Source organism: Bradyrhizobium sp. 160 (assembly GCF_023073735.1).
Classification (GTDB): domain Bacteria; phylum Pseudomonadota; class Alphaproteobacteria; order Rhizobiales; family Xanthobacteraceae; genus Bradyrhizobium.
The window spans coordinates 13,926-36,245 of sequence record NZ_JADPKD010000064.1 but is presented as its reverse complement, the minus strand read 5'-3'; the positions used below and the strand labels follow the sequence as shown (position 1 = coordinate 36,245).

The window sequence follows — 22,320 nt, the reverse complement described above, 5'->3', positions numbered from 1 at the left end:
TGCCGGTTAACGCTACATTATCCTTAAGGGAAGGTTAACGCCGCCGGCCAGCCCGTGCAGGGGCCCTCCCGCTCTCCGCAGGCGGGGAGCGCTGCGCGAAATCGCCGCCACATGGCATATTCGCCGCTGATTCGTCGGCCAGCGGCCGACTGCGGCTTACCTTGCGCTAGCTCATGACGGTGTTTTCGGCAGCCTCGCCTCGCTCTCCCCGGACGCGCACCCGCGCGCACGTCGTCCCGATCGCGCTCGGCGGCGCGGCGGCGGCCTGCGCGGTCGCGCTCGTTGCCTATTTGCTGTGGCCGACCTGGGGCACGCGCGGTGCGAACGCCCCGGACAAGCTGCCGGTGAGCGTCGGCGGCACGCTGTTCAACCTGCCTGTGACGGCGATCCGGATGAAGATCCAGCGGCACTCAGGGCCGCAGGAGCGCATCGATCTCGATTTCCTCTATCCCTCGCTGGAACCGCCCGGCGCTCCGAAGCACGTCACCGCCGATACCGTGGAGGCGGCGGTGCAGTCGATCGACCGCATCTTCCTGTCGATCGCGGCCCATCACGATGCACTCGCGCCCGAGCAGCGAACGGCCACGATCTATCCGCGCTATCTCGACCGGGCCGCGACGATGCCCCAAGAGGGCCTGACGATGCGGATGTTTCGCGCTGAGACCCCTTACGGCAGCGAGGATCTCTATTCCGCCGCAAGTCCGGCGCTGACCGCACGCTGCACCCGCGATGCGGCCACTCCCGGCATGTGCCTCTCCGAGCGCCGCGTCGGCGGCGCCGACCTCACCTTCCGCTTTCCGCGAAGCTGGCTGTCGCAGTGGCGGGACGTGGCGGAGGCGATGGAGAAGCTGACCGCGCAGCTGCGCGGGCCGAGGGGCTGAGCGGGGCCTCGGCTCGAAGGGACGGGCTGGAGCCTCCCAAACAAAAACCGCGAAAACAACCCCATGCACAGTAGCCAAGCACTGGGGGCATCGAGCTTTTTCGTATTTTTCGAATCGCAACTTGACCTGTCGGGCAAAACAGGGGCATGATGTCATCATGCTTTTCCTGCAGCTCGGCGCTTGCCTCCATCCCGGCGCGTGCGCGCATCGTGGAGCACACTGATCGCGACATGGTCGTGCAGCCGACCTCATCGAGGCCGACAGCGTCATCGTCGCTGACGCCATGACGCGCGGCTGCGAATTCTTGACGAGAGATAGAGTTACGGGCCCGCGAAGCTAGCATCGTCATTGCGAGCCAACGGGGCCGCGCTTGCGCGGACCCGTTGGCTCGCAATGACGTGTCACCACTATTCCTGATCGACGAGATCGTCCTCGAGGATCGCCATCTGGAACTGGAACGAGCGATCGTCGTCCTCATCGTCGACGAAGAGCACGCCGATGAACTCCTCGCCGATATAGACCTCGGCGGAATCGTCCTTCTTCGGCCGCGGCACGACGCGAATCTTGGGATTGCCGAATACGCGCTTCAGATACGCATCGAGCTTTCTCACTTCCTTGACGTCCACGGCAAGTCTCCAATCGAAATCTAACTTGGCGGGGTTTACGACGAGACGCGACGAACCGCCAGCATGAATTGCCAACGTAATTTGGGACGGAAAGGGCCGGAAAATCCTGTTCCGATCAACGAAGATCAAAGTCCCATCGCGTTGATCATCTGATCCATGGTGCGCGACGGCTCGGCGCAGCCGGCTTCACCGACGATCTTGGCGGGGACGCCCGCAACCGTGACGTTGTGCGGTACCGGCTTGACCACGACCGAGCCGGCGGCAATGCGTGCGCAATGGCCGATCTCAATGTTGCCGAGGATCTTTGCGCCGGCGCCGATCAGCACGCCATGGCGGATCTTCGGATGACGGTCCTCGTTCTCCTTGCCGGTGCCGCCGAGCGTGACACCGTGCAGGATCGAGACGTCGTCCTCGATGACAGCCGTCTCACCGCAGACGAAACCGGTGGCGTGGTCAAGGAAGATGCCGCGGCCGATGCGCGCTGCGGGATTGATATCGGTCTGGAACACCGCCGAGGCGCGGCTCTGGAGGTAGTATGCGAAATCCTTGCGGCCCTTTAGATAGAGCCAATGCGCCAAGCGATGGGTCTGGATCGCATGAAAGCCCTTGAAGTAGAGCAAGGGATCGATGAAGCGCGAAGTCGCGGGATCGCGGTCGTAGACGGCGACGAGATCGGCGCGGAAGGCGTTGCCGAGATCGGGATCGTCGCGCAGCGCCTCGTCATAGGTCTGGCGCACAAGATCGCCCGACAGCGCGGAGTGATCGAGCCGGTCGGCGAGACGGTGAATCACGGAATCTTCCAGGCGACTGTGATGCAGCACCGTCGAATAGATGAAGGTGGCAAGCTCGGGCTCGCGATGGACGATGTCTTCCGCCTCGCCCCGGATCCGGTCCCAGATCGGATCGAGCGATGCGAGCTTTCCTCCCGGATTGACCTGATGCACTGACATGGGATCTGCTCTTTCGAATGGGCTCGTTTTGTTGGTTCTATAGCACAGTCTAGGCGACAAAGTCCTGACCGGCTTGCCTGAGAGTGAACAGTGCTTTGCCTCGCCACACCAAGCCAACGTACTGATATACAAGACTTTCTTCTGACGCCCCCAAGCGGCAAGGTCGGCTCAAGGTGGTCAGAGTTTTGCCAAATTCAAGCCGGGCCGCGTCAAACTATTGGTGAATTCTCCCCCAACCGTTATTGCGGGCATGGTCCGAGCGAGGACGGAGCAGATTTGAGCATCACCACCGACCAATTGCGCGCGCGCGCCGCTGACACGTTCTGGCTGCGGCTGGCCGCAATGGCCCTGCCCCTCCTGATGATCGCGCCGGCGTTCTGGAACGGCTATCCCTTGTTGCAATGGGATACCGGCGGCTATCTGGCCCGCTGGTACGAGGGCTATCTCGTCCCCAGCCGCTCCACCGTGTTCGGCCTCTATCTGCACTATGGCGAGGGTTTTGGTTTCTGGCTCAACCTCGCGGTCCAGTCGCTGGCGACGCTGTGGCTGTTGCAGCTCAGCTTGCGCGTGCTCGGCCTGATGCAGACCTTCCGCTTCGTCGCGATCAGTCTGCTCCTGATCCTGTCGACCGCCCTGCCCTGGCTGGCCAGCATGCTGCTCACCGACATCTTTGCGGGACTGTCGGTGCTGTCGCTGTTCCTCCTGGTCATCGGACGACACCGCACCTCGGTGCCCGAAAAAATCGCGCTGTTCGTCTTCACCGCCTTTGCCGCAGCGACCCACAGCGCGACGCTCGGCGTGCTGCTCGGTCTGTGCGCCGCCGGCTGGATGGCGCGGCCGCTCCTTGGGCGTCGCCTTCCGCTTGCGGGACTTGCGCTGGCGAGTCTCAGCATCGTCGCGGGCGGCCTGATGCTGATGTCGGCGAATTATGCGCTGTCGGGCAAATGGACCTGGACGCCCGGCGGCTATGGCGTCGCCTTCGGTCGCATGATGCAGGACGGCATCGTGGCGCGCTATCTCAACGACCATTGCCCGCGCGAACACTACAAGCTCTGCCCCTATCGCAACGAGCTGCCGGCGAGCGCCGACGAGTTTCTGTGGGGCAAAAGCATGTTCAACACCCTCGGCCGCTTCGATGGGCTGAACGAGGAGATGGGCTACATCGTCGTGCATTCACTCGCGGACTATCCGGCCTGGCAGGCCGGCGCGGCGCTGCGGGCGATCGGGCAACAATTGCTGCATGTCGCAACCGGCGAAGGCACCAACGGCTGGATTCCGCACACCTACGGCATCATCGAACGTTACGTGCCTTCGCAAGTCGCGCCGATGCGCGCGGCGCGACAGCAGCACTGGGCCGTCAATTTCGACGACGTCAACTGGCTGCATATCCCCGTCGCGCTGGCCTCGATGGCGGGACTTGTCGTGCTGCTGGTGCATGCGCTCGCCAAGCGCCGGCTCGACGATCTGACGCTGCTGGCAGCAACCGTGTCGCTGGCGCTGCTCGGTAATGCCTTCATCTGCGGCGTGATCTCGGGCCCGCACGACCGCTATGGCGCGCGGATGGCGTGGCTTGCGACCTTCGTGGTGCTGACGGCTCTGTTTCGCTCATTCGGCGACGACGCGCTGGCGGATGAGACCTCAGCCGCGGCGTGAGAGGAAATCGAGCACGCCGGTCTTGTAGACCTTGTCGCCGACCGCACGCATGTGATCGCGGCCCGGGATGTCGAGCACTTGCGCGCCCGGGATGATCGCACCGAGTGCGCCGGCAGATCCTGCGACATCGTCGGCGGTGCCGACCGCGATCAGCACCGGCACCTCGATGCGTGCAGCCTGCTGCCTCGTCATGAGATCGCGCGTGCCGCGGAGGCAGGCGGCGAGTGCACGACGGTCCGAGCGGGTCTGATCGGCGAAGGCGCGGAAGGTGCGCCCAACGGGATCGGTGACGTCGTCGAGCGAGGGTGCCTCCAGCGCCTTGGCGACGTTTTCGCCGGGGCCGGTGCCCTCGATCAGACCGCCGATGCCGATGCCGCCGAGGATCGCCGAGCGCAGGCGCTGCGCCTCGTGGAGCGCAAGCCACGCCGCCATCCGTCCACCCATCGAATAGCCCATAATGTCGGCCTGGGGGATCGCGAGATGATCCATCAGTGCCAGTACGTCGCCGGCCATGACTGGGATCGAGTATTGCTGGGGCTCGTAGAGCTTCGCACTCTCGCCGTGGCCGCGATTGTCGAGTGCGATGACACGGCGGCCATTCTTGCGCAGTTCCGAGACCCAGGTCGGATAGACCCAGTTCACGTTCTTGCTGGAAGCAAAGCCGTGCACGAGAATGATCGGGTCGCCCTCACCTTCGTCGAGATAGGCAATTTCAACGGCGCCGTTATGGAAGCTCGGCATCATCAGTTCCGCAGGTCTTGAGGGGGAAAAGTCGATCTTAGAGCACGATCCGGACGAGTGTGCAGCGGGTTTTTCAGTCCACAAACGCGGAACGCGTTTGCGCGGAGATCATGCTCAAACAATAGCCTCTATCGCGGCTACGAATGACCTCAATCTCATCGCGCTTCAGACCCTGAGGGCTGCATCCGCCAGAGCGGCCTCGGCGGCCCCTTGCGCCCGGCGGAGCCGCCGCGCGCGCCTGCGATCACACCAGGCCTGGGTCAGGCGCTCGGTGGTCGCCTTGATCGAGGACAGCAATCCCAACAGGGTCAGCGCCGCGCCGAATAGCCAGAGCGTCAGATCGAACGCACCGCCGATGAGGAGCAGCGCGCCGCGGCCAAGCAGTTTCATGATGGCGCGGGTCTTGCCGCCCTGCGCTTCCGCGAGCCGGGCCGCGCGCGCCACATCTTTCGGGCCTTCGGCGATCCGCAACGTGTCCATCGCCCCGCGCGTGCCGGTCTTTCCGGCGACGCGCGTGACGTCCTTGCCGAGCCGAACCAGCGCGCCGGCCTTTTCGGCGCGGAACGCAGCCTTGATCGCACTCACGGTCTCGCCCGGCCGCAGCACCGAACCCTTGGCGACCGCGTTCTGAAGCATCGGCGTGTCAACGATCTCGCGCGCGGAACGGCCGGCCCACGCGGCCAGCCCCTCGCCGAGCCGCCCCACCTTGCGTGCGTCCTTCACCAGCGTCAGCCCGGCGCGCACCGGCGCGGCACCACCGACGGTGACGTAGGTCGCCGCCGTCACCGCAAGGCCTGCCGCCGCAAGCCCCAGCACGAGGCGGTCGGTATCCTCACCCATGGCGAGGTGCTTGCCTTCGCGGACGACGTCCCTGATGTCGCCGATTACGAAGAGATCGCCGGCCGCCGTTCCCGACAGGCTCGCGACGTCGTCGGCATTGCCGGTGACGAGACCGGTGGCAAATCGTTTGGCGAAATGGGAGGTGGAATTCTCGGTTTTGACCGCATCGCTGACGCGGTTCAGCAGGTCGTCCGGCAGCGCGATGTTGCGGTCACGCGCGAGCGCGACGAAACTGTCGGCGAGATCGGCGTCGCCTGCGGCGAGCGCAGCCTCGATGTTGTCCTGAACAAGGCGATCGTTCTGCCGCAGCAGCGCATCGAGCTTGAACTCGGAGAGCACCGCGGGATCATCCTGGGCAGCGAGGATCGCGCCGGCCTCGCGCGCATGCGGCGCAACCTGCGCGAGCAGGAACGCGCATGCCGCGACACCGGTCAACGCTGTGCTGATTCGCAGCCATTTCATGCGGAAAGCCTGGACGGTCCTAAAATCGTTGACGCCTGACGATACGTCTGTCGTCGCAATTGCGCTCGTCCACAGACATAGTATGCCGAAATTGCGGCACAACGTCCCCGACGAAAGAAGGGCTTCTCTCAAGCCGCAAGATTGTGTCGAATTTGCATGAGCAAATGAACATGGGGCAATTGCGGAGCTTTCGGTTCCGCTGGACTAGCAATCATCTACACCCGCCAGTATGGTCCGCGGCGCCTTACTAATGCCGCGTCAGTTTGATTGTATCTGCCGCCATTGCCACTCCAGGATGAACTACGATGTCCGACCATGTCGTCCCGCACTTCCATAACGATGCCGGTGTTCCCGTCATCGAGATCGGCTCGCAAGAGTTCATGTGCGTGGGCGCCAATCCTCCGTTCGATCATCCGCACGTCTTCCTCGATCTCGGCAACGATAACGAGATCATCTGCCCCTATTGCTCGACGCTGTACCGCTTCGCGGCCGACCTGAAGGCGGGCGAGGCCCGTCCGCCAGAATGCGTGCTGAAGGACAAGGTGGCCTGACCGCTCTCATCGGTCAGGGGTGGCGCTCTCCAGAACGATTGTCATCGCCGGTGCCGGCATCGGTGGACTGACGGCCGCGCTGGCGCTCGCGGCCCGCGGCTTCCGCATCGTCGTGCTGGAAAAGGCCGAGCGCCTCGAGGAAGCCGGCGCCGGTCTGCAACTCTCCCCCAATGCCAGCCGCGTGCTGGTCGAGCTCGGCCTGACCGAAGGCCTCAAGCTGGGCGCCGTGACCCCGGAAGCGGTCTCGATCATGAGCGCGCGCGCCGGCGGCGAGCTGCTGCGCATGCCGCTTGGCGAGGCAGCCTCCGCGCGCGCCGGCGCCCCCTATTGGGTGGTGCACCGCGCCGATCTGCAATCGGCGCTCGCCGGCGCGGTGTCCGACCATCCTGATATCGACCTGAAGCTGGGCGCAACCTTCGAGGACGTCGCGCCTCACACCAAGGGGCTGACGGTGGTCCATCGCAGCGGCACGATCCGCCGCAGCGATCTTGCTAGCGCATTGATCGGCGCCGACGGCATCTGGTCGACGGTCCGCCAGCATCTGTTTCCCGACGTGCAGCCGCGCTTTTCAGGCCTGATCGCCTGGCGCGGCACGCTCGATGCAACGCAACTGCCGAAGGACTACACCGCGCGCCGGGTGCAGCTCTGGATGGGCCCGAACGCCCATGTGGTAGCCTATCCGATCGCGGGCGGACGCCAGATCAACGTGGTCGCGGTGCTGCCGGGCACGTGGAACAGGCCGGGCTGGAGCACGCCCGGCGATCCTCTCGAGGTGATGGAAGCTTTCGCCGCACCGCGCTGGCCGCCATCGGCGCGGATGATGCTCGCCGCAGTAGGCAGCTGGCGGAAATGGGCGCTGTTCGGCGTGCCTGACGGCTGTCCCTGGAGCAAGGGTCCGGTCGGGCTGCTCGGCGATGCCGTGCATGCGATGCTGCCGTTCGCAGCGCAGGGCGCCGGCATGGCGATCGAGGATGCCGCCGTGCTCGCCCGGCATTTGAGCGTCGAGGCGGCCGAGAGCACCGCCGACATCACAGCCGCGCTAACGCAATATGGCCGCGCGCGCCAAGCCCGCGTGCGGCGGGTGCAGCGGACCGCGCGACAGCAGGGCCGCATCTATCATTTCAGCGGGCCGCTCGCGATCGCGCGCGATCTTGCGATCCGCGCACTCGGACCGGACCGCATGCTGGCGCGGCAGGACTGGATCTACAACTGGCGGCCTTGAAGCGAGGTACCGCCGGCGCGGTGCCTCAGCGGATCGCTTTTCCGGATTTCGACGCCGGCTTGGCAGCGGATGACGGCGGCGTGGCGGGCGGTGTCGGCTCGGGCGGTGTCTCCCGGCACCTGTTGCGGCGCCAGGCCTCGTCGGCAAGTTGGGCTTGGCCCCGCACTGCGATGTAGTCGTTGCGATAGGCAAGCTCGGACACGACCGCGCCGCCAGCGCCGGTCTCCGCCTTGTCCATCAGCCGCTGCAAATCGGCCGTGCGGTTGGCGAGCGCCTTGCGCTCGGTCTCGAGCTGCTTGCAGTCGTACAATTCGTATTTGCCGGGATCGGCGAAGGCCGGCGCGACCGTCTCGCTCATGCCGGCGCAGCCGGACAGCGCGACGCCGGCCGCAAGCGGCGCGAGGAGCGCGCCGAAGCCGCGCAGGAGACAGGAAAACGAAGCAGCCATGCTGGATGAATAGCCCCCGTGGATTGAGAATGCCTAAAGCAACAACAAATGTCCGGATTGAGGCTTTGCCTTGTGCGCCCGGCTCGCTTAAGGAAGGACCGCCCCATCCGGCCGGCAAGACGCCAATTCCAGGCGGCCGGGGAGTGGCCTTAAGTGATTGATCTCGTTGGATCAAGCGGGCATGGCGGAATTGGTAGACGCAAGGGACTTAAAATCCCTCGGCGCGCAAGCGCTGTGCCGGTTCGACCCCGGCTGCCCGCACCATCGGTGCTGATGACGCTCGCCTGCGTGCAGATCCGCCAAGCAGGCAACCGAACCAGCTGGAGTCGCGGCGGCAAAGCGCCCTTGTTCTGGCACTGCGGACGCGGCGACATTGCTCATGGTTGCACGCCTTCGGTCTCAAGGCGCTTCGGCTCGGCGCGAAAATCGAGCAGCAGGATCCAGAAGCATGACAGGGAAACGACGAGAAGGGCGAAAGTGCCCTCGATCATCGCTCCCAAAAGCGACATCAGCGCCGGAACGAGGAGTCCAATCGAGAGACATGCGGCAAGAGCCAGGGCCGGAAGATCGACGATGAGGATGGCAGCATAGAGCGCAAGCTCGAAGAAGGCATATTCCTTGAGGCGCGGCGAGCTGAGATAGAGCGCAAACATGGCGAGCATCGTGACGCGCATGGCCGCGCGGGGATGATCCATCAGCCAGCGATCCAGCCGCTTCAGAACCGATGCCCCTTCCCGCGCCGGCTGGCTTGCGGTCACGCGGAAGATGGACAGAGCGAACGGCACGAGCACGAGCGCTAACGCGGCGCACGCATATGTCGCGAATATGGCCGGCTTGCTTTCACCGAGGCCGGCATGATCCATGAGGTTTCGCGCTAGCAGCAGCAGCGACGGATTGATCTCGAAGAGATCGACGACGTGTTGGTCGGGGATTTCTTGGGCCATCGCAAGCCGCCAGCTTGCGAACAGATCGGGATATTCCAGCCCCGATATCAGGATCGGCAATGCGAAGCTGAATGTCGCCACCGCGATCAGCGCCAGCTTGCGGCCGCACGGCAGGGGCAGGAAGTAAAGCGCGGCCAGAACAGGAAAGAACACCAACTTGAACGACATCACGAAACCGAGCAACGCAGCGCCCGCGACGCGGAGCAAAGAGTTGCGGCCCTCCAGCGCTCCGGAGGATGGCGGAGGAAGCAGGAGCCTCAGCGCGATCGCGGTCAGCAGTCCGCTCAGGATCGCGAAGTTGCCCGACGCCTGCACCCATTCGAAACCGACGAACGCGCCGAGCGCGCACAGCACCTTGAGCGCAGCATCGCGCGCGCTCGGGCCCGTTCGGCCGAGCCCGGGTAAGAGAAGGCCGCAGAGCACGGCGAGGACGAGAAAGATTCCTCTGTAGTGATCGAGCAGAAAGCCGCCCGCGCACAGGGGGCGAAAGACGTCCAGCGTCACCGGCAGATAGGGGTAGGAGAGCTTCGTGCCCTTCAGGTTCTTGACGAAATAAGGATCGAGTCCGCCGACATACGCGTCGACCGCAGCGCAATTCACGCGAATGTCCCAGCCATAGCCATATTTCAAATCGAGCCTGGCATCGTTGGCGAGATTGCCGAGCACCAGCAGCGCCGTCAGCGCGATCAGGCCGGCAAGCCAGACGTTGCGCCTCGTGGCCATGTTGGCCGTGGGCTCCAACCATCGTGCTGCACCTGACATCTCGGACATCGGCGGATACCTTGTCTGGCTTGTTTCTCTCGGCGCCACTGCGGCGCGTCATCATCGCAGCCGCACTGTGGGCAGGATGCGTTTCGGTTTTATCCTGCCGGAGGGACAGGCCGCACCGGACGCCAATCTTTAGGACGGGATGGTGAATCACTGGTTTTCCGGCCGGCGTGAGATTGCGCGATCCGCGTGATCCGGCGGCAGGGAACGCTGGTCTCTCACCAATTCTTGTCCGCTCCGGCTGCGCCTGACAGCCATCCCGAAACGGGGGTTGTGCAACGCAACATCGGGCTAAATAAAGCTCTCAATTTCAGAGGTGAGCTTCTTGTCCAACATCAATGCCGATGATTGGGTGTCCTCCGGACACCGTCCCATGGGTTTTCCCGAATTCGTCATCGTGATCGCGTCCATCATGGCGCTGAATCCGCTCGCGATGGACATGATGCTGCCGGCGCTGCCCAACATCGGCGCGGCCTTCCAGATTCCTATCGCCAACCATCTTCAACTGGTGCTGTCGACCTTCCTGGTCGGCTTCGGCGCGGGCCAGTTCGTCATGGGCCCGTTGTCGGACCGTTTTGGCCGCCGCCCCGTGCTGCTCGGCGGCATGGCGGTCTATGCGGTGGCGAGCGTGCTGGCGGTGGCAGCACCCTCGTTCGAGACGTTGCTGCTGGCGCGCGCGCTGCAAGGGCTCGGCACCTCGGCGACGCGCGTGATCGCGACCTCGATCGTGCGCGACTGCTACGTCGGCCGCCGCATGGCGAGCGTGATGTCGCTCGCGATGATGGTATTCATCGCGGTGCCCGTGGTCGCCCCCTCGTTCGGACAGGCGGTGCTGCTGGTGACGGCCTGGCGCGGCATCTTCGTCGTGCTGATGTTCTACGGCCTGCTCGCGCTCGCATGGTGCGTGCTGCGGCTGCCTGAAACCCTTCCCGAGTCCGAGCGCAGATCGCTAGCGCCCGCCGACGTGCTCTCGTCGTTCCGCCAGACCGTGACGAATCGCCAGACCATCGGCTACGCCACGGCGGCCGGCAGCGTCATCGGCGCCCTGTTTGCCTACGTCTTCTGCGCCCAGCAGGTCTTCACCGGCATCTATCATCTCGGCCATTACTTCCCGCTCGCCTTCGCGGCGATTGCGGCTGGCACCGCCATCGCCGGCTTTCTCAATGCGAGGCTGGTCGGTCGGCTCGGCATGCGCGTGATCTCGCACGGGGCACTCATGCTCTACACCGCGGTCGCCGGCGTGATGCTGCTCACCGAAAGCCTCGGCGTGCTGCCGCTATCCTTGTTCATGGCGCTCTCCGCCCTGATGATGTTCTCGTTCGGCATGATGGTCGCCAACTTCACCGCGCTCGCGATGGAGCCGCAGGGCCACATCGCCGGCACCGCCTCCTCGCTCTACGGCGCGATCACGACGCTGATCGGAATCGTGGTCGGCATGGCGATCGGACAGAGCTTCGACGGCACGCTGCTGCCGTTCTCGGTCGGCTTCTTCCTGTCGACCCTTGCGGCGCTTGCGATCGTGCTGGTGGTGGAGAAAGGGCAGCTGTTCAAGCCGCATCATCGCCCCGCCACCTGAGGAACTTCCCGCTCCCCTCGATGTTGTACCGCAGCAATTCGAGAGGACGACGAGATGGGACTGAAACACCGCGAAGACCGCGAGCCGGAACAGCAGGAGCAGGAGCGTTCAGAGCCGGCCGCTGAGCGGACCACGTCCACGACGCCTTTGGCGAGCGAAGGGCTCGAACAGTTGCGCGACAGTCACTGCTGATCACGAAGTCCGATCGGTCGCCGCCTGCTGGCGCTGAAATCATCCGCAGCGCCTTCGTGCGCCGGCCCGCTTCCCCGCGGGAGCACCATCAGCACGATTACCTGCCGCGCCAGACCGGGCAGGCCCCACAAATTGGCCTGTACCGTGAACTCGCGTCGGACGACGCGTTCGACTTTCGAGGACGCCCATTCCATCCAGCGGCCGCAATGGTCCTGGCCGCGGAAACACGCCGCCGCCCAGCCTCGGTCGGGCGTCGTGTTGCGCTGCAAGCCCGAACCGTATTCAGACTCGAACGGTCGTGCATAATACGGATGATCGGGGCTGTAGAACGCCGTCGCAAAGGCCAGCGAATCATCACCACTGACGGCGCTGAGCGGGGTACCGGTCAGCTCGCGCCACTCGCGCGTCAATTCGCTGGCCACCTGCGCATAGAAATTCCTGCCTTCTTCGTAGCCGTGATCGTTGCGATAGAGGGCATGGATCGGCGCGGCGACCAGGACGGCGGCGAGCGCGACGCCGGCCACGATCACGGTGAGGTTGACCGTGTAGAAGCGCTCGATCGGATAGCGCGCGCCGCACACCACGAGAACGGCGAACAGGAACAGCCCCTGCAATGCCCACAGCGAGGGCAGATCGGTGCCCATCACGAGGGATGTCAGTACCGGCAGCGCGATCGTGCCTACGGCAACGTAGAACAGAAGTCGCAGTCCCGGACTCATTGCGGCGAAGTCGGCCGGAAACTGCTTCAATCGCGTGCCGGCGATGAACACCCAAGTCAAGGCCGACACGATCATCGCCGCCGCCAGCCCGAGCAGGAAGTTCCTGGCTTCGCCGAGCGAGCTTAGGACATTGCCGTTGGCGTGCGCCAACGCATAGCTGAACGTTGGCGCTCCCGTCGTCGCGAGCCAATAGACGTGCGGTGATAGCGCCGCCAGCCCGACGACCATCGATATCCAGGGCGAAGCGGAGGTAAAATAGGCGCGCCGCGCCGGGTGCGCCAGCGCGGCAAACGCGAAGCTCGCGACGAGAAAGATCGAATAATACTTGCCGACCATTGCCAGCGCTGTCGTGCATCCTGCCGCGACTGCCCACGATGCGGCGCGCGTCTCGAACGCGCGCAGGAAGCACCAGGTCGCCAGCGGCCAGACCGCGAGCAGCACGGCATTGGCATTGAAGCGCTGGGCGTGGAATTGATAGGCCGGCGTCAGCATCAGCAGCAGAAGCACCAGGATGCGTTTATCTCCGGTCACGAACTGCCGTGCGATCCGGTCGACGAAGACCAGTGCAAGCCCGGCATTGACCATCGCCATCGATTGCAACGACCAGTCGCTGAGCGGAAAGACGGAGTCCAGAGAGCGGCAACCCAGCCCATCAACGGGGGATGCTTGTGATAGCCCCAGGCGAAACGCCGTCCCAGCGTCCAGGCCTCGAGCGTATCAGGGTGCAGACCACCGCCGGCATAGGCGATCGCCAGATAGAGCGTCCAGATCGCAACGAAGCATGCAATGAGAAGCGGCACGGCCCAGCCTAGCTCGACGCCATCGAGCCAATGCAGGAAAGGTCGCCGCCAACGCGCCGGCGCGCGATCGGAACGTTCGGCCATCGCCTGGAATGCGAAATGGTTCGGCAAAGGAACTAAATCTGAGGAAGAGAAAGTGATGCGTGAGACGACACATCTATTTCAAGATCGAAACAAATAGCAATGATCGGAAATCGGAAGGGTTGAGAGTTCGCCGGTTTCAAGCTGACGCGAAGCTGACAAACGACAACGGCGCCGCTCATGACAGCGGCGCCGCAGGATGATCGAGACGATGGCGCGAGAATACGCCTTCCGCTCACTCCGACTTGTCGACGTTCCAGAACAGCGGCGTCGCAGGGCCGTCGAGCACACCGGTCAGCGATTTGCGCCAGCCGCTCGGCAGGAGATATTGCCCCAGCGGGATGTAAATCACCTGTTCATAGGCTTCCTTCTGGATGTCCGCGGCGATCTTCTTCTGCTCGTCGATCGAGGACGCGCGGACGAAGGCATCCTTGAGCTGCTCGATCTTGGCGTCTTCCGCCCAGCCGAACCAGCCGCCCTTCTTGCCCTGGCCGCCGATCGAGAGATTGGCGATCGGGTTGGAGACGTCGGCCGCGACCCAGTTGGTGAAGAACATGTTCCAGCCGCCCTCCTTCGGGGGCTTCTGGCTGGCGCGGCGGCTCACCACCGTCTGCCAATCGGTCGCTTGCAGATCGACCTTGAAGCCGGCCTCGCGCAGCAGCTGGGCCGCAACGATAGGCTGCGCCTTGAGCGTCGTGACGTCGCCTGGGGCCATGATCACGACCGGGGTGCCGTCATAGCCCGACTCGGCGAGCGCCTTCTTGGCCTCCGCCATGCCGTTGCCCTTCACCAGGGTCTCGGCGCCCACCTCGGTTGCGAGCGGCGTATCGCACACGAAAAAGGCGCCACAGATCTTCTGATATTTCGGGTTTCCGACCAGCGCGTCGAGCACGTCCTTCTGGTTCATCGCCAGGAAGGCTGCGCGGCGCACTTTGACGTTGTCGAACGGCGGATAAAGGAAGTTCATGCGGCCGAGCGTCTGAAAACCGAACTTGTTCGAGACCTCGATCGTGAGCTCGTTGTTCGCCTCCAGTATCGGCAGCATGTCGTAGGGCAGATTTTCCATGAAATCGATGTCGCCCGACTGCAGCGCGTTCACCGCAGTCTGGGAGTCCGGCATGGTGATCCATTCGACGCGGTCGACCTTCACGACCTTGCCGCCCGAGGTCCAGCTCGCCGGCTCCTTGCGCGGCACGTAATCGGTGTTCTTGACGTAGACCGCCTTCACGCCCGGCTGGAATTCCGACTGCACGAACTTGAAGGGACCCGAGCCGATCTGCTCCGGGATCTGCTTGTCCGGCGGCGTCTCGGCGAGGCGCTTCGGCATCATGAAGGCGACGCGCGAAGAGGGTTTTCCGATGGAGTCCAGCACGAGGCCGTACGGCTCCTTCAGCTTCAACGTGATGGTCTTGGCGTCGGTCGCCTCAATGCTCGCGGTGAAGTCCATCAGCTTCTGGCCCATGCCGTCGACCGCGGCCCAACGCTTCAGCGAGGCGACGCAGTCTTCCGCCGTCACAGGCGCACCATCATGCCACTTCAGGCCATCGCGCAGCGTGAACGTGTAAGTGAGCTTGTCGTCGGAAACCTTCCAATCCGCCATCTGGGGCTGGATCTTGAAATTTGAATCGGTGGCAACCAGCGTGTCGTAGACCATGTAGCCATGGTCCCGCGTGATGTAGGCCGTGGTGAAGATCGGATCGATGATGCGCAGATCCGAATGCATCACCGCCGTAAGAGTCTTGCCGGCAGCAAGCACGGGCGAGGCCAAACCGACCGAAAGCGCGACGACCGACAGCGCAAGTTTGGAGGCGAACGCGCGAGACCCCCGCCGCATGAAGTTGAACATGGAAAGTTTCTCCTGACGTGAAACTGTTCAAAGGCAGATTATTGATTGAGCATCCGGTTCGTTCTTTGGGCGAACTAACCTCATGCAATGCCTTTATCTTTCGAGACTTGCAGACAGTGCCGAGCGCGTCAATCCGGTTTCGGTGCAAGCCCTCGCGGCGTGTGCAAGGGCTCCAAAAAGATCGGTTTGGCTTTACAACGCTCTCGGCCCGTCCTCCCCTGCGCCAATGCAATGCGCGTTCCAGCTTTGAAGCTTGAGAGACATTGAGATGAACCCAGCCAATCTTCCCTTCGATTCCGAGGCGATGCTCCAGGGCCTGCGCGGCTGGGTGGAATGCGAGAGCCCGACCTGGGACGCAGGCGCCGTGAACCGCATGCTCGATATCGCAGCGCGGGATATGGCGATCATGGGTGCGACGATCGAGCGCATCGCCGGCCGCCAGGGTTTTGGCGGCGTGATCCGCGCGCGCTTTCCCCATCCAAAGCAGGGCGAGCCGGGCATCCTGATCGCCGGGCACATGGATACCGTGCACCCGGTCGGCACCATTGAGAAGCTGAAATGGCGGCGCGAGGGCAACAAGTGCTACGGCCCCGGCATCTACGACATGAAGGGCGGCAATTATCTCTCGCTGGAGGCGATCCGGCAGCTGGCACGCGCCGCCTTCACTACGCCGCTGCCGATCACCGTGCTGTTCACGCCGGATGAGGAAGTCGGCACGCCCTCCACCCGCGACATCATCGAGGCGGAGGCCGCGCGCAACAAATACGTGTTGGTGCCCGAGCCTGGCCGCGCCGACAATGGCGTCACCACCGGACGATACGCCATCTCGCGTTTCAATCTCGAGGCGACGGGCCGCCCGAGCCACGCCGGCGCGACGCTGTCGGCGGGACGCTCGGCGATCCGCGAGATGGCCCGGCAGATCCTCGCGATCGACGCGATGACCACGGACGACTGCACCTTCTCGGTCGGCGTCGTGCATGGCGGCCAATGGGTGAATTGCGTTGCCACGACGGCCACAGGCGAAGCGCTCTCGATGGCCAAGCGCCAGACCGATCTCGACCGCGGCGTCGAGAGGATGCTGGCGCTGTCGGGCACAACCAATGATGTCACCTTCAAGGTCACACGCGGCGTGACGCGGCCGGTGTGGGAACCGGACGCCGGCACCATGGCGTTGTATGAAAAAGCCCGCGGCATCGCCAGGTCGCTCGGCGCCGAGCTGCCGCATGCGAGTGCCGGCGGCGGCTCCGACGGCAATTTCACCGGCGCAATGGGGATCCCGACGCTCGACGGCCTGGGCGTGCGTGGCGGTAACGGCCACACGCTCGAAGAGTATATCGAGGTCGAAAGCCTAGTCGAACGCGGCCGGCTGATGGCCGGGCTGCTGGCAACGCTGGAATGACTGTCTGAGTCCGTCATTCCGGGGCGGTCCGAAGGACCGAGCCCGGAATCTCGAGATTCCGGGTTCGCGTCTTCGACGCGCCCCGGAATGACGACGGGCAAAGAGAGCACGCCACGACAGGCCGCCCTGTAAAAGCTGTGGCCCGGATGGCACGGGAATTGCTGAAATGTTAGGCTGATGGCAGCCTGCCGAAGGCCCTGCCCGATTTGACTCTAATCTGACGGATCCAACTTGCTCGGATATCTCGTTCGCCGAATCTTCGCCGCCGTGCCCGTAATGGGCGTCGTCGCGCTGTTCGTCTTCCTGCTGCTTCGCCTCACCCCCGGCGATCCCGCCGCGATTCTTGCCGGCGACAACGCGACGCCGGAACGGCTGGAGCGCATCCGCGCCTCGCTCGGCCTCAACGAGCCCCTGATCGTGCAGTTCGTCACCTGGGTGAACAAGCTGCTGCACGGCGATCTCGGGACGTCGCTGATTTCCAACCTGCCGGTGATGAAGATGATCGGCCAGCGTGTCGAGCCGTCGATCTCGATCGCGCTGTCGACCATCATCCTCGCCGTGGTCGTCGCCGTGCCCCTGGGCGTAATCGCGGCGTGGAAGCATGGCACCTGGATCGACCGTTTCGTGATGGGCCTGTCCGTGCTGGGCTTCTCCGTCCCGGTGTTCGTCGTCGGCTATGTCCTGATCGAAATCTTCGCGATCAATCTGCGCTGGGTCCCGGTGCAGGGCTTCAAGAGCATCTCGAGTGGTTTTGGGCCGTTCTTCGAACGCATCATCTTGCCGACTTGCGCGCTCTCCTTCATCTACATCGCGCTGATCGCGCGCATGACGCGTGCGGCGATGCTCGACGTGCTCGGCGAAGATTACGTCCGCACGGCGCGCGCCAAGGGCATCAACGAGGTGGCGGTGATGATGCGGCATGCGCTGCGCAACGCCGCCGTGCCCGTGATCACCGTGATCGGCACCGGCTTTGCGCTGCTGATCTCCGGCGTCGTCGTCACCGAGAGCGTGTTCAACATTCCCGGCATCGGCCGCCTCACCGTGGATGCGGTGCTGGCGCGCGACTATCCGGTGATCCAGGCGATGATCCTGCTGACGTCGTTGATCTATGTCGTCGTCAATCTCCTGATCGACGTCGCCTATACGCTGCTCGATCCCCGAATTCGGTACTGAGGCAAGGGTAACAACGATAATGTCGGTCGATAGCCTTCCCCAGTCATCCATTCCGATCACGTCGCCGCTGCGGCCGCGCTTCGGATTTCTCACCTCGACGCCGATTATCGCGACGGCCACGGTCTTGCTCGGGCTGGTCGTGGTGATCTCGATTCTCGCGCCCCTGATCGCGCCGCATGATCCGATCCAGCTTGCGCCTTCGCAGCGGCTGAAGCCGTCGTCGGCGCAGTTCCTGCTCGGCACCGACGCCTACGGCCGCGACCTGCTGTCGCGTGTCATCTATGGCGGCCGCATCTCGCTCCTGATCGGCATCGGTTCGGCGATTCTCTCGGTCGCCATTGGGCTTGCAATCGGTCTCGTGTCCGGCTTCTTCAAGCTGGTCGATGCCGTGATGATGCGGATCATGGACGGCCTGATGGCGATGCCGAGCATCCTGCTCGCGATCGCCGTGGTGTCACTGTCCGGCGCCAGCCTCTGGACAGTGCTGATCGCGATCACAATTCCGGAGATCCCGCGCGTGGCGCGCCTGGTGCGCTCGGTGGTGCTGTCGGCGCGCGAGGAGCCTTACGTCGAGGCAGCGATTTCGGTCGGCTCCAGCCTGCCGAAGATCATGTGGCGGCATCTGATGCCGAACACGATTGCACCGCTGATCGTCCAGGGCACCTATGTTTGCGCCTCCGCAATCCTGACCGAGGCCATCCTCTCCTTCCTGGGCGCCGGCATCTCGCCGGAGACGCCGACCTGGGGCAACATCATGGCCGAGGGCCGCCAGTACTTCCAGCTCAAGCCGTCGCTGATCTTCTGGCCGGGCCTGCTGCTCTCGATCGCCATTCTCAGCATCAATTTGATCGGCGATGCCGCCCGCGACGCCCTCGATCCGCGCATGAAGCAGCGGGAGGGGAAGTGAAACAGGTAACAGTGTCATTCCGGGGCACGCCTCTTGGCGCGAACCCGGAATCCATTTCACCGCTTGGACCGACGCCCGGTGGATTCCGGGTTCGCGCAGCGCGCGCCCCGGAATGACGAAAGACCCTGCATGACCAACACCATCCTCGACATCAACAACCTCGTCGTCTCCATCGGCAAGAAGCCGGGCGGGCCGAAGATCATCGACGGCATCTCGATCCAGGTACGCGAGCGCGAGACGCTGTGCCTCGTCGGCGAAAGTGGCTCGGGCAAGTCGGTGACCTCCCTCACCACGATGGGCCTGTTGCCGAAGGGCACGCTGGTGCCGACCGGCGGCAGCATCAAGCTGGTCGGCGACGAGCTGCTGACCGCGACCGACCGCCGCCTGCGCCAGCTCCGCGCGACGCAGATGGCGATGATCTTCCAGGAGCCGATGACCGCGCTCAATCCGGTGGTGCCGGTCGGCCGCCAGATCGACGAGGTGCTGCGCGCCCATACCGATCTTGACGCCAAAGCGCGCAAGAAGCGGATCCTCGACATGATGGAGCAGGTCCGCCTGCCCCAGGTCGAGCGCATCTTCGCCTCTTACCCGCACCGCCTCTCCGGCGGCCAGCGCCAGCGCATCATGATCGCAATGGCGCTCGTGCTCGAGCCGAAGCTGCTGATCGCGGACGAGCCCACCACCGCGCTCGACGTCACCACGCAGAAGCAGATTTTGACCCTGATCCGCGACCTGCAGCGCGATCACGGCACCGCCGTGCTGTTCATCACTCACGATATGGGCGTGGTGGCCGAGATCGCCGACCGCGTCGCGGTGATGCGGCAGGGCCGCCTCGTCGAGACCGGCCCGCTCGATACCGTGCTGCGCAATCCCACCATGGAATACACCCGCAATTTGCTCGCCGCAGTGCCGAGCCTGGTGCCGCGCGCGGCACGGGATGAGTCCAAGGAGCCGGTGGTGCTGGAAGCCAACGAGCTCAGCAAGGTCTATAAGGAGCGCGCCTTCTTCGGCAAAGGCCGTGAGGTCGTCGCCGCCGACAAGGTGACGCTGACACTGCGCAAGGGTCGTACGCTCGGCATCGTCGGTGAGAGCGGTTCCGGCAAGTCGACGGTCGCGCGCTGCATCGTCCGCTTGATCGATCCGACCTCCGGCGGCGTGCGCCTCGCCGGCCGCGAGATTGCCGATATCTCGCGCCGCCTGCTCCAACCGCACCGGCAAAAGATCCAGATCGTGTTCCAGGATCCCTATCGCTCGCTCAATCCACGCGTCACCGTCGGCGAGAGCATCGCAGAAGGCCCGATCAACTATGGCGTCTCGCACACCGAGGCGATGAAGCGGGCGCGCGATCTGCTCGAGCTGGTCGGCCTGCCGGTCGATGCTGTGTCGCGCTATCCGCACCAGTTCTCGGGCGGACAGCGCCAGCGCATCGCCATTGCCCGGGCGCTCGCGCTCGATCCCGACGTGCTGGTCGCGGATGAAGCGGTCTCCGCGCTCGACGTCTCCGTGCAGGCGCAAGTGCTGGAGCTGCTCGACGAGATCCAGAAGCGGCTCGGCATCGCGATCCTGTTCATCACCCATGACTTGCGCGTCGCCGCGCAAATCTGCGACGAGGTCGTGGTGATGCAGCACGGCCGCGTCGTCGAACAGGGCCCCGCCGCCGAAGTGCTGACGCATCCGAAGGAGGCCTACACCAAGGCACTGCTGGATGCGGCTCCGGGGCGAGGCTGGGACTTTGCGAACTTTCGGCCGGTGTCGGAGGGCGTGGCGGCGAGCGCGTAGGCCTTTCCGCTGTCATTCCGGCATCGCGAAGCGATGAGCCCGGAATCTATCGAGCGGTAGACTCCGTCGCACGATAGATTCCGGGCTCGCGCTACGCGCGCCCCGGAATGACGATGGAGCGTGGGCTCATCCGCAGCATTCCCAAAACAGCTTGACCCTATGCGTGGCGCGATTGCTTCCCACCTTGCTCTTGCAGCAAGGCCAAGGCTAACTTCGCGCACTCTGATCGACTGGATTGAATTGATGACACGTATCGCCGTCGGCGGCTTCCTGCACGAGACCAACACCTTCGCGCCCACGAAGGCGACGTTCGCGGACTTCCAGCATGGCGGCGGCTGGCCGGCGATGACGCAGGGCCCCGACGTGTTGAAGGTGATGCGGCGCATCAATGTCGGTCTCGCGGGCTTCGTCGACGGCGCTGAAATGAACGATTGGGAACTCATCCCAACGATCGCCTGCGGTGCGAGCCCGTCGGCGCATGTCACCAAGGATGCTTTCGAGCGCATCGTGAAGGTGATGATCGACGGCATCGCAGCCGCCGGTCCGCTCGATGCCGTCTATCTCGACCTGCACGGCGCGATGGTGACCGAGCACCTCGACGATGGGGAAGGCGAGATCCTGGCGCGCGTGCGCCGCATCATCGGCAAAGATATTCCGCTGGTCGCGAGCCTCGACCTGCACGCCAACGTCACGCCCGAGATGATCGAGCATGCCGACGCGCTGATCGCCTACCGCACCTATCCGCATGTCGACATGGCCGCAACCGGCCGCGCCTGTGCGCGCCATCTCGCACTGCTGCTGAAGTCCAAGCAACGCTTCGCAAAGGCGTTCCGGCAATTGCCGTTCCTGATCCCGATCAGCTGGCAGTGCACGAGCGACCAGCCGACCAAAAGCATCTACGAGAAGCTCGCCGCGCTGGAGGGTGACGCAGTTCCGACGCTGTCCTTCGCGCCCGGCTTCCCCGCCGCCGATTTCCGCGATTGCGGGCCGAGCGTGTTCGCCTATGGCAAGACGCAAGCGGACGCCGACCGCGCGGCCGATGCGCTTCTCAACCTGATCGAAAGCCACGAGGACGATTTCGACGGCAAGATCTGGTCGCCCGACGACGGCGTGCGCCATGCGATGGAGCTTTCCAAGAGCGCAAGCAAGCCGATCATCATCGCCGATACCCAGGACAATCCCGGCGCGGGCGGCGATTCCGATACCACTGGTATGCTACGTGCACTGGTGCGGAACAAGGCGAGTGCCGCGACTGGGGTGATCTACGATCCGGAATCGGCCAGAGCCGCGCATGCAGCCGGCGTCGGGGCCGCCGTGACGCTGTCGCTCGGCGGCAAGTCCGGCATTCCGGGCGACGAGCCCTATCGCGAGACCTTCGTCGTCGAAAAACTCTCCGACGGCCGCTTCATCGCGCCCGGCCCTTATTATGGCGGCCGCGAGATGGAGATGGGCCCCTCCGCCGCCTTGCGCATCGGCGACGTCCGCGTCGTCGTCTCCTCGCACAAGGCGCAGCTCGCCGACCAGGCAATGTACCGCTATGTCGGCATCGAGCCAACGCGAGAGAAGATTTTGGTCAACAAGAGCTCGGTGCACTTCCGCGCCGATTTCGAGCCGATCGCGGAAAAGCTGCTGATTTGCGCCGCACCGGGCGCGATGCCGGCCGACACCGCCTCCCTGCCCTGGACGCGCCTGCGGCCGGGCATCCGCATCAAGCCGAACGGACCCGCCTTCACCCCTTCCTCACGCTAACCGGACAGGACAC

Annotated in this window: 18 protein-coding genes, 1 tRNA gene and 1 pseudogene; 12 read left to right on the top strand and 8 right to left on the bottom strand. The window is 64.4% G+C overall.

Features of this window, described 5'->3' with window-relative positions; genetic code table 11:
* The first annotated feature begins 173 nt into the window (after positions 1-173).
* The gene (locus tag IVA98_RS27055; RefSeq protein ID WP_247355792.1) at positions 174-881 is read left to right on the top strand and encodes a hypothetical protein; all 708 of its coding nucleotides are present in this window, start codon (positions 174-176) and stop codon (positions 879-881) included.
* A 407-nt stretch (positions 882-1,288) separates the two neighbouring features.
* Here the strand turns inward: IVA98_RS27055 and IVA98_RS27050 are convergent, their stop codons facing one another.
* Together IVA98_RS27050 and cysE are read right to left on the bottom strand one after the other, a co-directional pair.
* The gene (locus IVA98_RS27050; RefSeq protein WP_007602550.1) at positions 1,289-1,507 is read right to left on the bottom strand and encodes a DUF3126 family protein; all 219 of its coding nucleotides are present in this window, start codon (positions 1,505-1,507) and stop codon (positions 1,289-1,291) included.
* 125 nt (positions 1,508-1,632) lie between these two features.
* Positions 1,633-2,457 (bottom strand): serine O-acetyltransferase, encoded by an 825-nt coding sequence (gene cysE / locus IVA98_RS27045; protein ID WP_247336032.1) that lies wholly within the window; start codon positions 2,455-2,457, stop codon positions 1,633-1,635.
* Positions 2,458-2,733: 276 nt separating this feature from the next.
* On the opposite strand from cysE, the gene IVA98_RS27040 reads away from it, so the two are divergent.
* Positions 2,734-4,110 (top strand): hypothetical protein, encoded by a 1,377-nt coding sequence (locus tag IVA98_RS27040; protein WP_247296319.1) that lies wholly within the window; start codon positions 2,734-2,736, stop codon positions 4,108-4,110.
* Here the strand turns inward: IVA98_RS27040 and IVA98_RS27035 are convergent.
* Positions 4,096-4,851, bottom strand: coding sequence for an alpha/beta fold hydrolase (locus IVA98_RS27035; RefSeq protein ID WP_247355791.1), 756 nt, complete (start codon positions 4,849-4,851; stop codon positions 4,096-4,098). The two genes, IVA98_RS27040 and IVA98_RS27035, sit on opposite strands and share 15 nt — an antisense overlap.
* Positions 4,852-5,016: 165 nt before the next feature.
* Positions 5,017-6,153 (bottom strand): hypothetical protein, encoded by a 1,137-nt coding sequence (locus IVA98_RS27030; RefSeq protein ID WP_247355790.1) that lies wholly within the window; start codon positions 6,151-6,153, stop codon positions 5,017-5,019.
* A gap of 305 nt (positions 6,154-6,458) precedes the next feature.
* Between IVA98_RS27030 and IVA98_RS27025 the strand changes: the two genes are divergently transcribed.
* Complete coding sequence (locus IVA98_RS27025; protein WP_007602543.1) at positions 6,459-6,704, top strand: zinc-finger domain-containing protein; 246 nt, start codon at positions 6,459-6,461, stop codon at positions 6,702-6,704.
* Between the two features lie 19 nt (positions 6,705-6,723).
* On the top strand, positions 6,724-7,926 hold the full coding sequence (locus tag IVA98_RS27020) for an FAD-dependent monooxygenase (RefSeq protein WP_247355789.1): 1,203 nt from the start codon (positions 6,724-6,726) through the stop codon (positions 7,924-7,926).
* 25 nt (positions 7,927-7,951) lie between these two features.
* Here IVA98_RS27020 and IVA98_RS27015 read toward each other — a convergent pair whose 3' ends face one another.
* Complete coding sequence (locus tag IVA98_RS27015) at positions 7,952-8,374, bottom strand: twin-arginine translocation pathway signal (RefSeq protein WP_247296309.1); 423 nt, start codon at positions 8,372-8,374, stop codon at positions 7,952-7,954.
* Positions 8,375-8,549: 175 nt separating this feature from the next.
* Between IVA98_RS27015 and IVA98_RS27010 the strand changes: the two genes are divergently transcribed.
* Positions 8,550-8,638: transfer RNA gene (locus IVA98_RS27010), tRNA-Leu, on the top strand.
* A 113-nt stretch (positions 8,639-8,751) separates the two neighbouring features.
* Here IVA98_RS27010 and IVA98_RS27005 read toward each other — a convergent pair.
* Positions 8,752-10,041, bottom strand: coding sequence for a hypothetical protein (locus IVA98_RS27005; protein ID WP_247355788.1), 1,290 nt, complete (start codon positions 10,039-10,041; stop codon positions 8,752-8,754).
* Positions 10,042-10,411: 370 nt separating this feature from the next.
* Here IVA98_RS27005 and IVA98_RS27000 point away from each other — a divergent pair, with 370 nt between their 5' ends.
* Complete coding sequence (locus IVA98_RS27000) at positions 10,412-11,662, top strand: multidrug effflux MFS transporter (protein WP_247355787.1); 1,251 nt, start codon at positions 10,412-10,414, stop codon at positions 11,660-11,662.
* A 54-nt stretch (positions 11,663-11,716) separates the two neighbouring features.
* Positions 11,717-11,854 carry a hypothetical protein gene (locus IVA98_RS26995; RefSeq protein ID WP_247280079.1) on the top strand — a complete coding sequence of 46 codons (138 nt, stop codon included), beginning with the start codon at positions 11,717-11,719 and terminating at the stop codon, positions 11,852-11,854.
* On the opposite strand, the pseudogene IVA98_RS26990 reads toward IVA98_RS26995, so the two are convergent.
* Positions 11,845-13,457 (bottom strand): annotated as a pseudogene (locus IVA98_RS26990) (ArnT family glycosyltransferase). The gene IVA98_RS26995 and the pseudogene IVA98_RS26990 overlap by 10 nt on opposite strands.
* 232 nt (positions 13,458-13,689) lie before the next feature.
* Positions 13,690-15,300, bottom strand: a complete 1,611-nt coding sequence (locus IVA98_RS26985) for an ABC transporter substrate-binding protein (RefSeq protein ID WP_247296300.1) — start codon at positions 15,298-15,300, stop codon at positions 13,690-13,692.
* Between the two features lie 268 nt (positions 15,301-15,568).
* On the opposite strand from IVA98_RS26985, the gene IVA98_RS26980 reads away from it, so the two are divergent.
* The 5 genes from IVA98_RS26980 to IVA98_RS26960 all read left to right on the top strand — a co-directional run bounded on the left by IVA98_RS26980 (position 15,569) and on the right by IVA98_RS26960 (position 22,307).
* Positions 15,569-16,699 carry a M20/M25/M40 family metallo-hydrolase gene (locus IVA98_RS26980; RefSeq protein WP_247355786.1) on the top strand — a complete coding sequence of 377 codons (1,131 nt, stop codon included), beginning with the start codon at positions 15,569-15,571 and terminating at the stop codon, positions 16,697-16,699.
* A 231-nt stretch (positions 16,700-16,930) separates the two neighbouring features.
* On the top strand, positions 16,931-17,872 hold the full coding sequence (locus IVA98_RS26975) for an ABC transporter permease (protein ID WP_247280083.1): 942 nt from the start codon (positions 16,931-16,933) through the stop codon (positions 17,870-17,872).
* A 19-nt stretch (positions 17,873-17,891) separates the two neighbouring features.
* Entirely contained in the window at positions 17,892-18,779 is an 888-nt protein-coding gene (locus tag IVA98_RS26970) for an ABC transporter permease (protein ID WP_247280084.1), read from the top strand.
* A 129-nt stretch (positions 18,780-18,908) separates the two neighbouring features.
* On the top strand, positions 18,909-20,558 hold the full coding sequence (locus IVA98_RS26965) for an ABC transporter ATP-binding protein (RefSeq protein WP_247296296.1): 1,650 nt from the start codon (positions 18,909-18,911) through the stop codon (positions 20,556-20,558).
* Positions 20,559-20,801: 243 nt separating this feature from the next.
* Positions 20,802-22,307 (top strand): M81 family metallopeptidase, encoded by a 1,506-nt coding sequence (locus IVA98_RS26960; RefSeq protein WP_247355785.1) that lies wholly within the window; start codon positions 20,802-20,804, stop codon positions 22,305-22,307.
* The last annotated feature ends 13 nt before the right edge of the window (positions 22,308-22,320 follow it).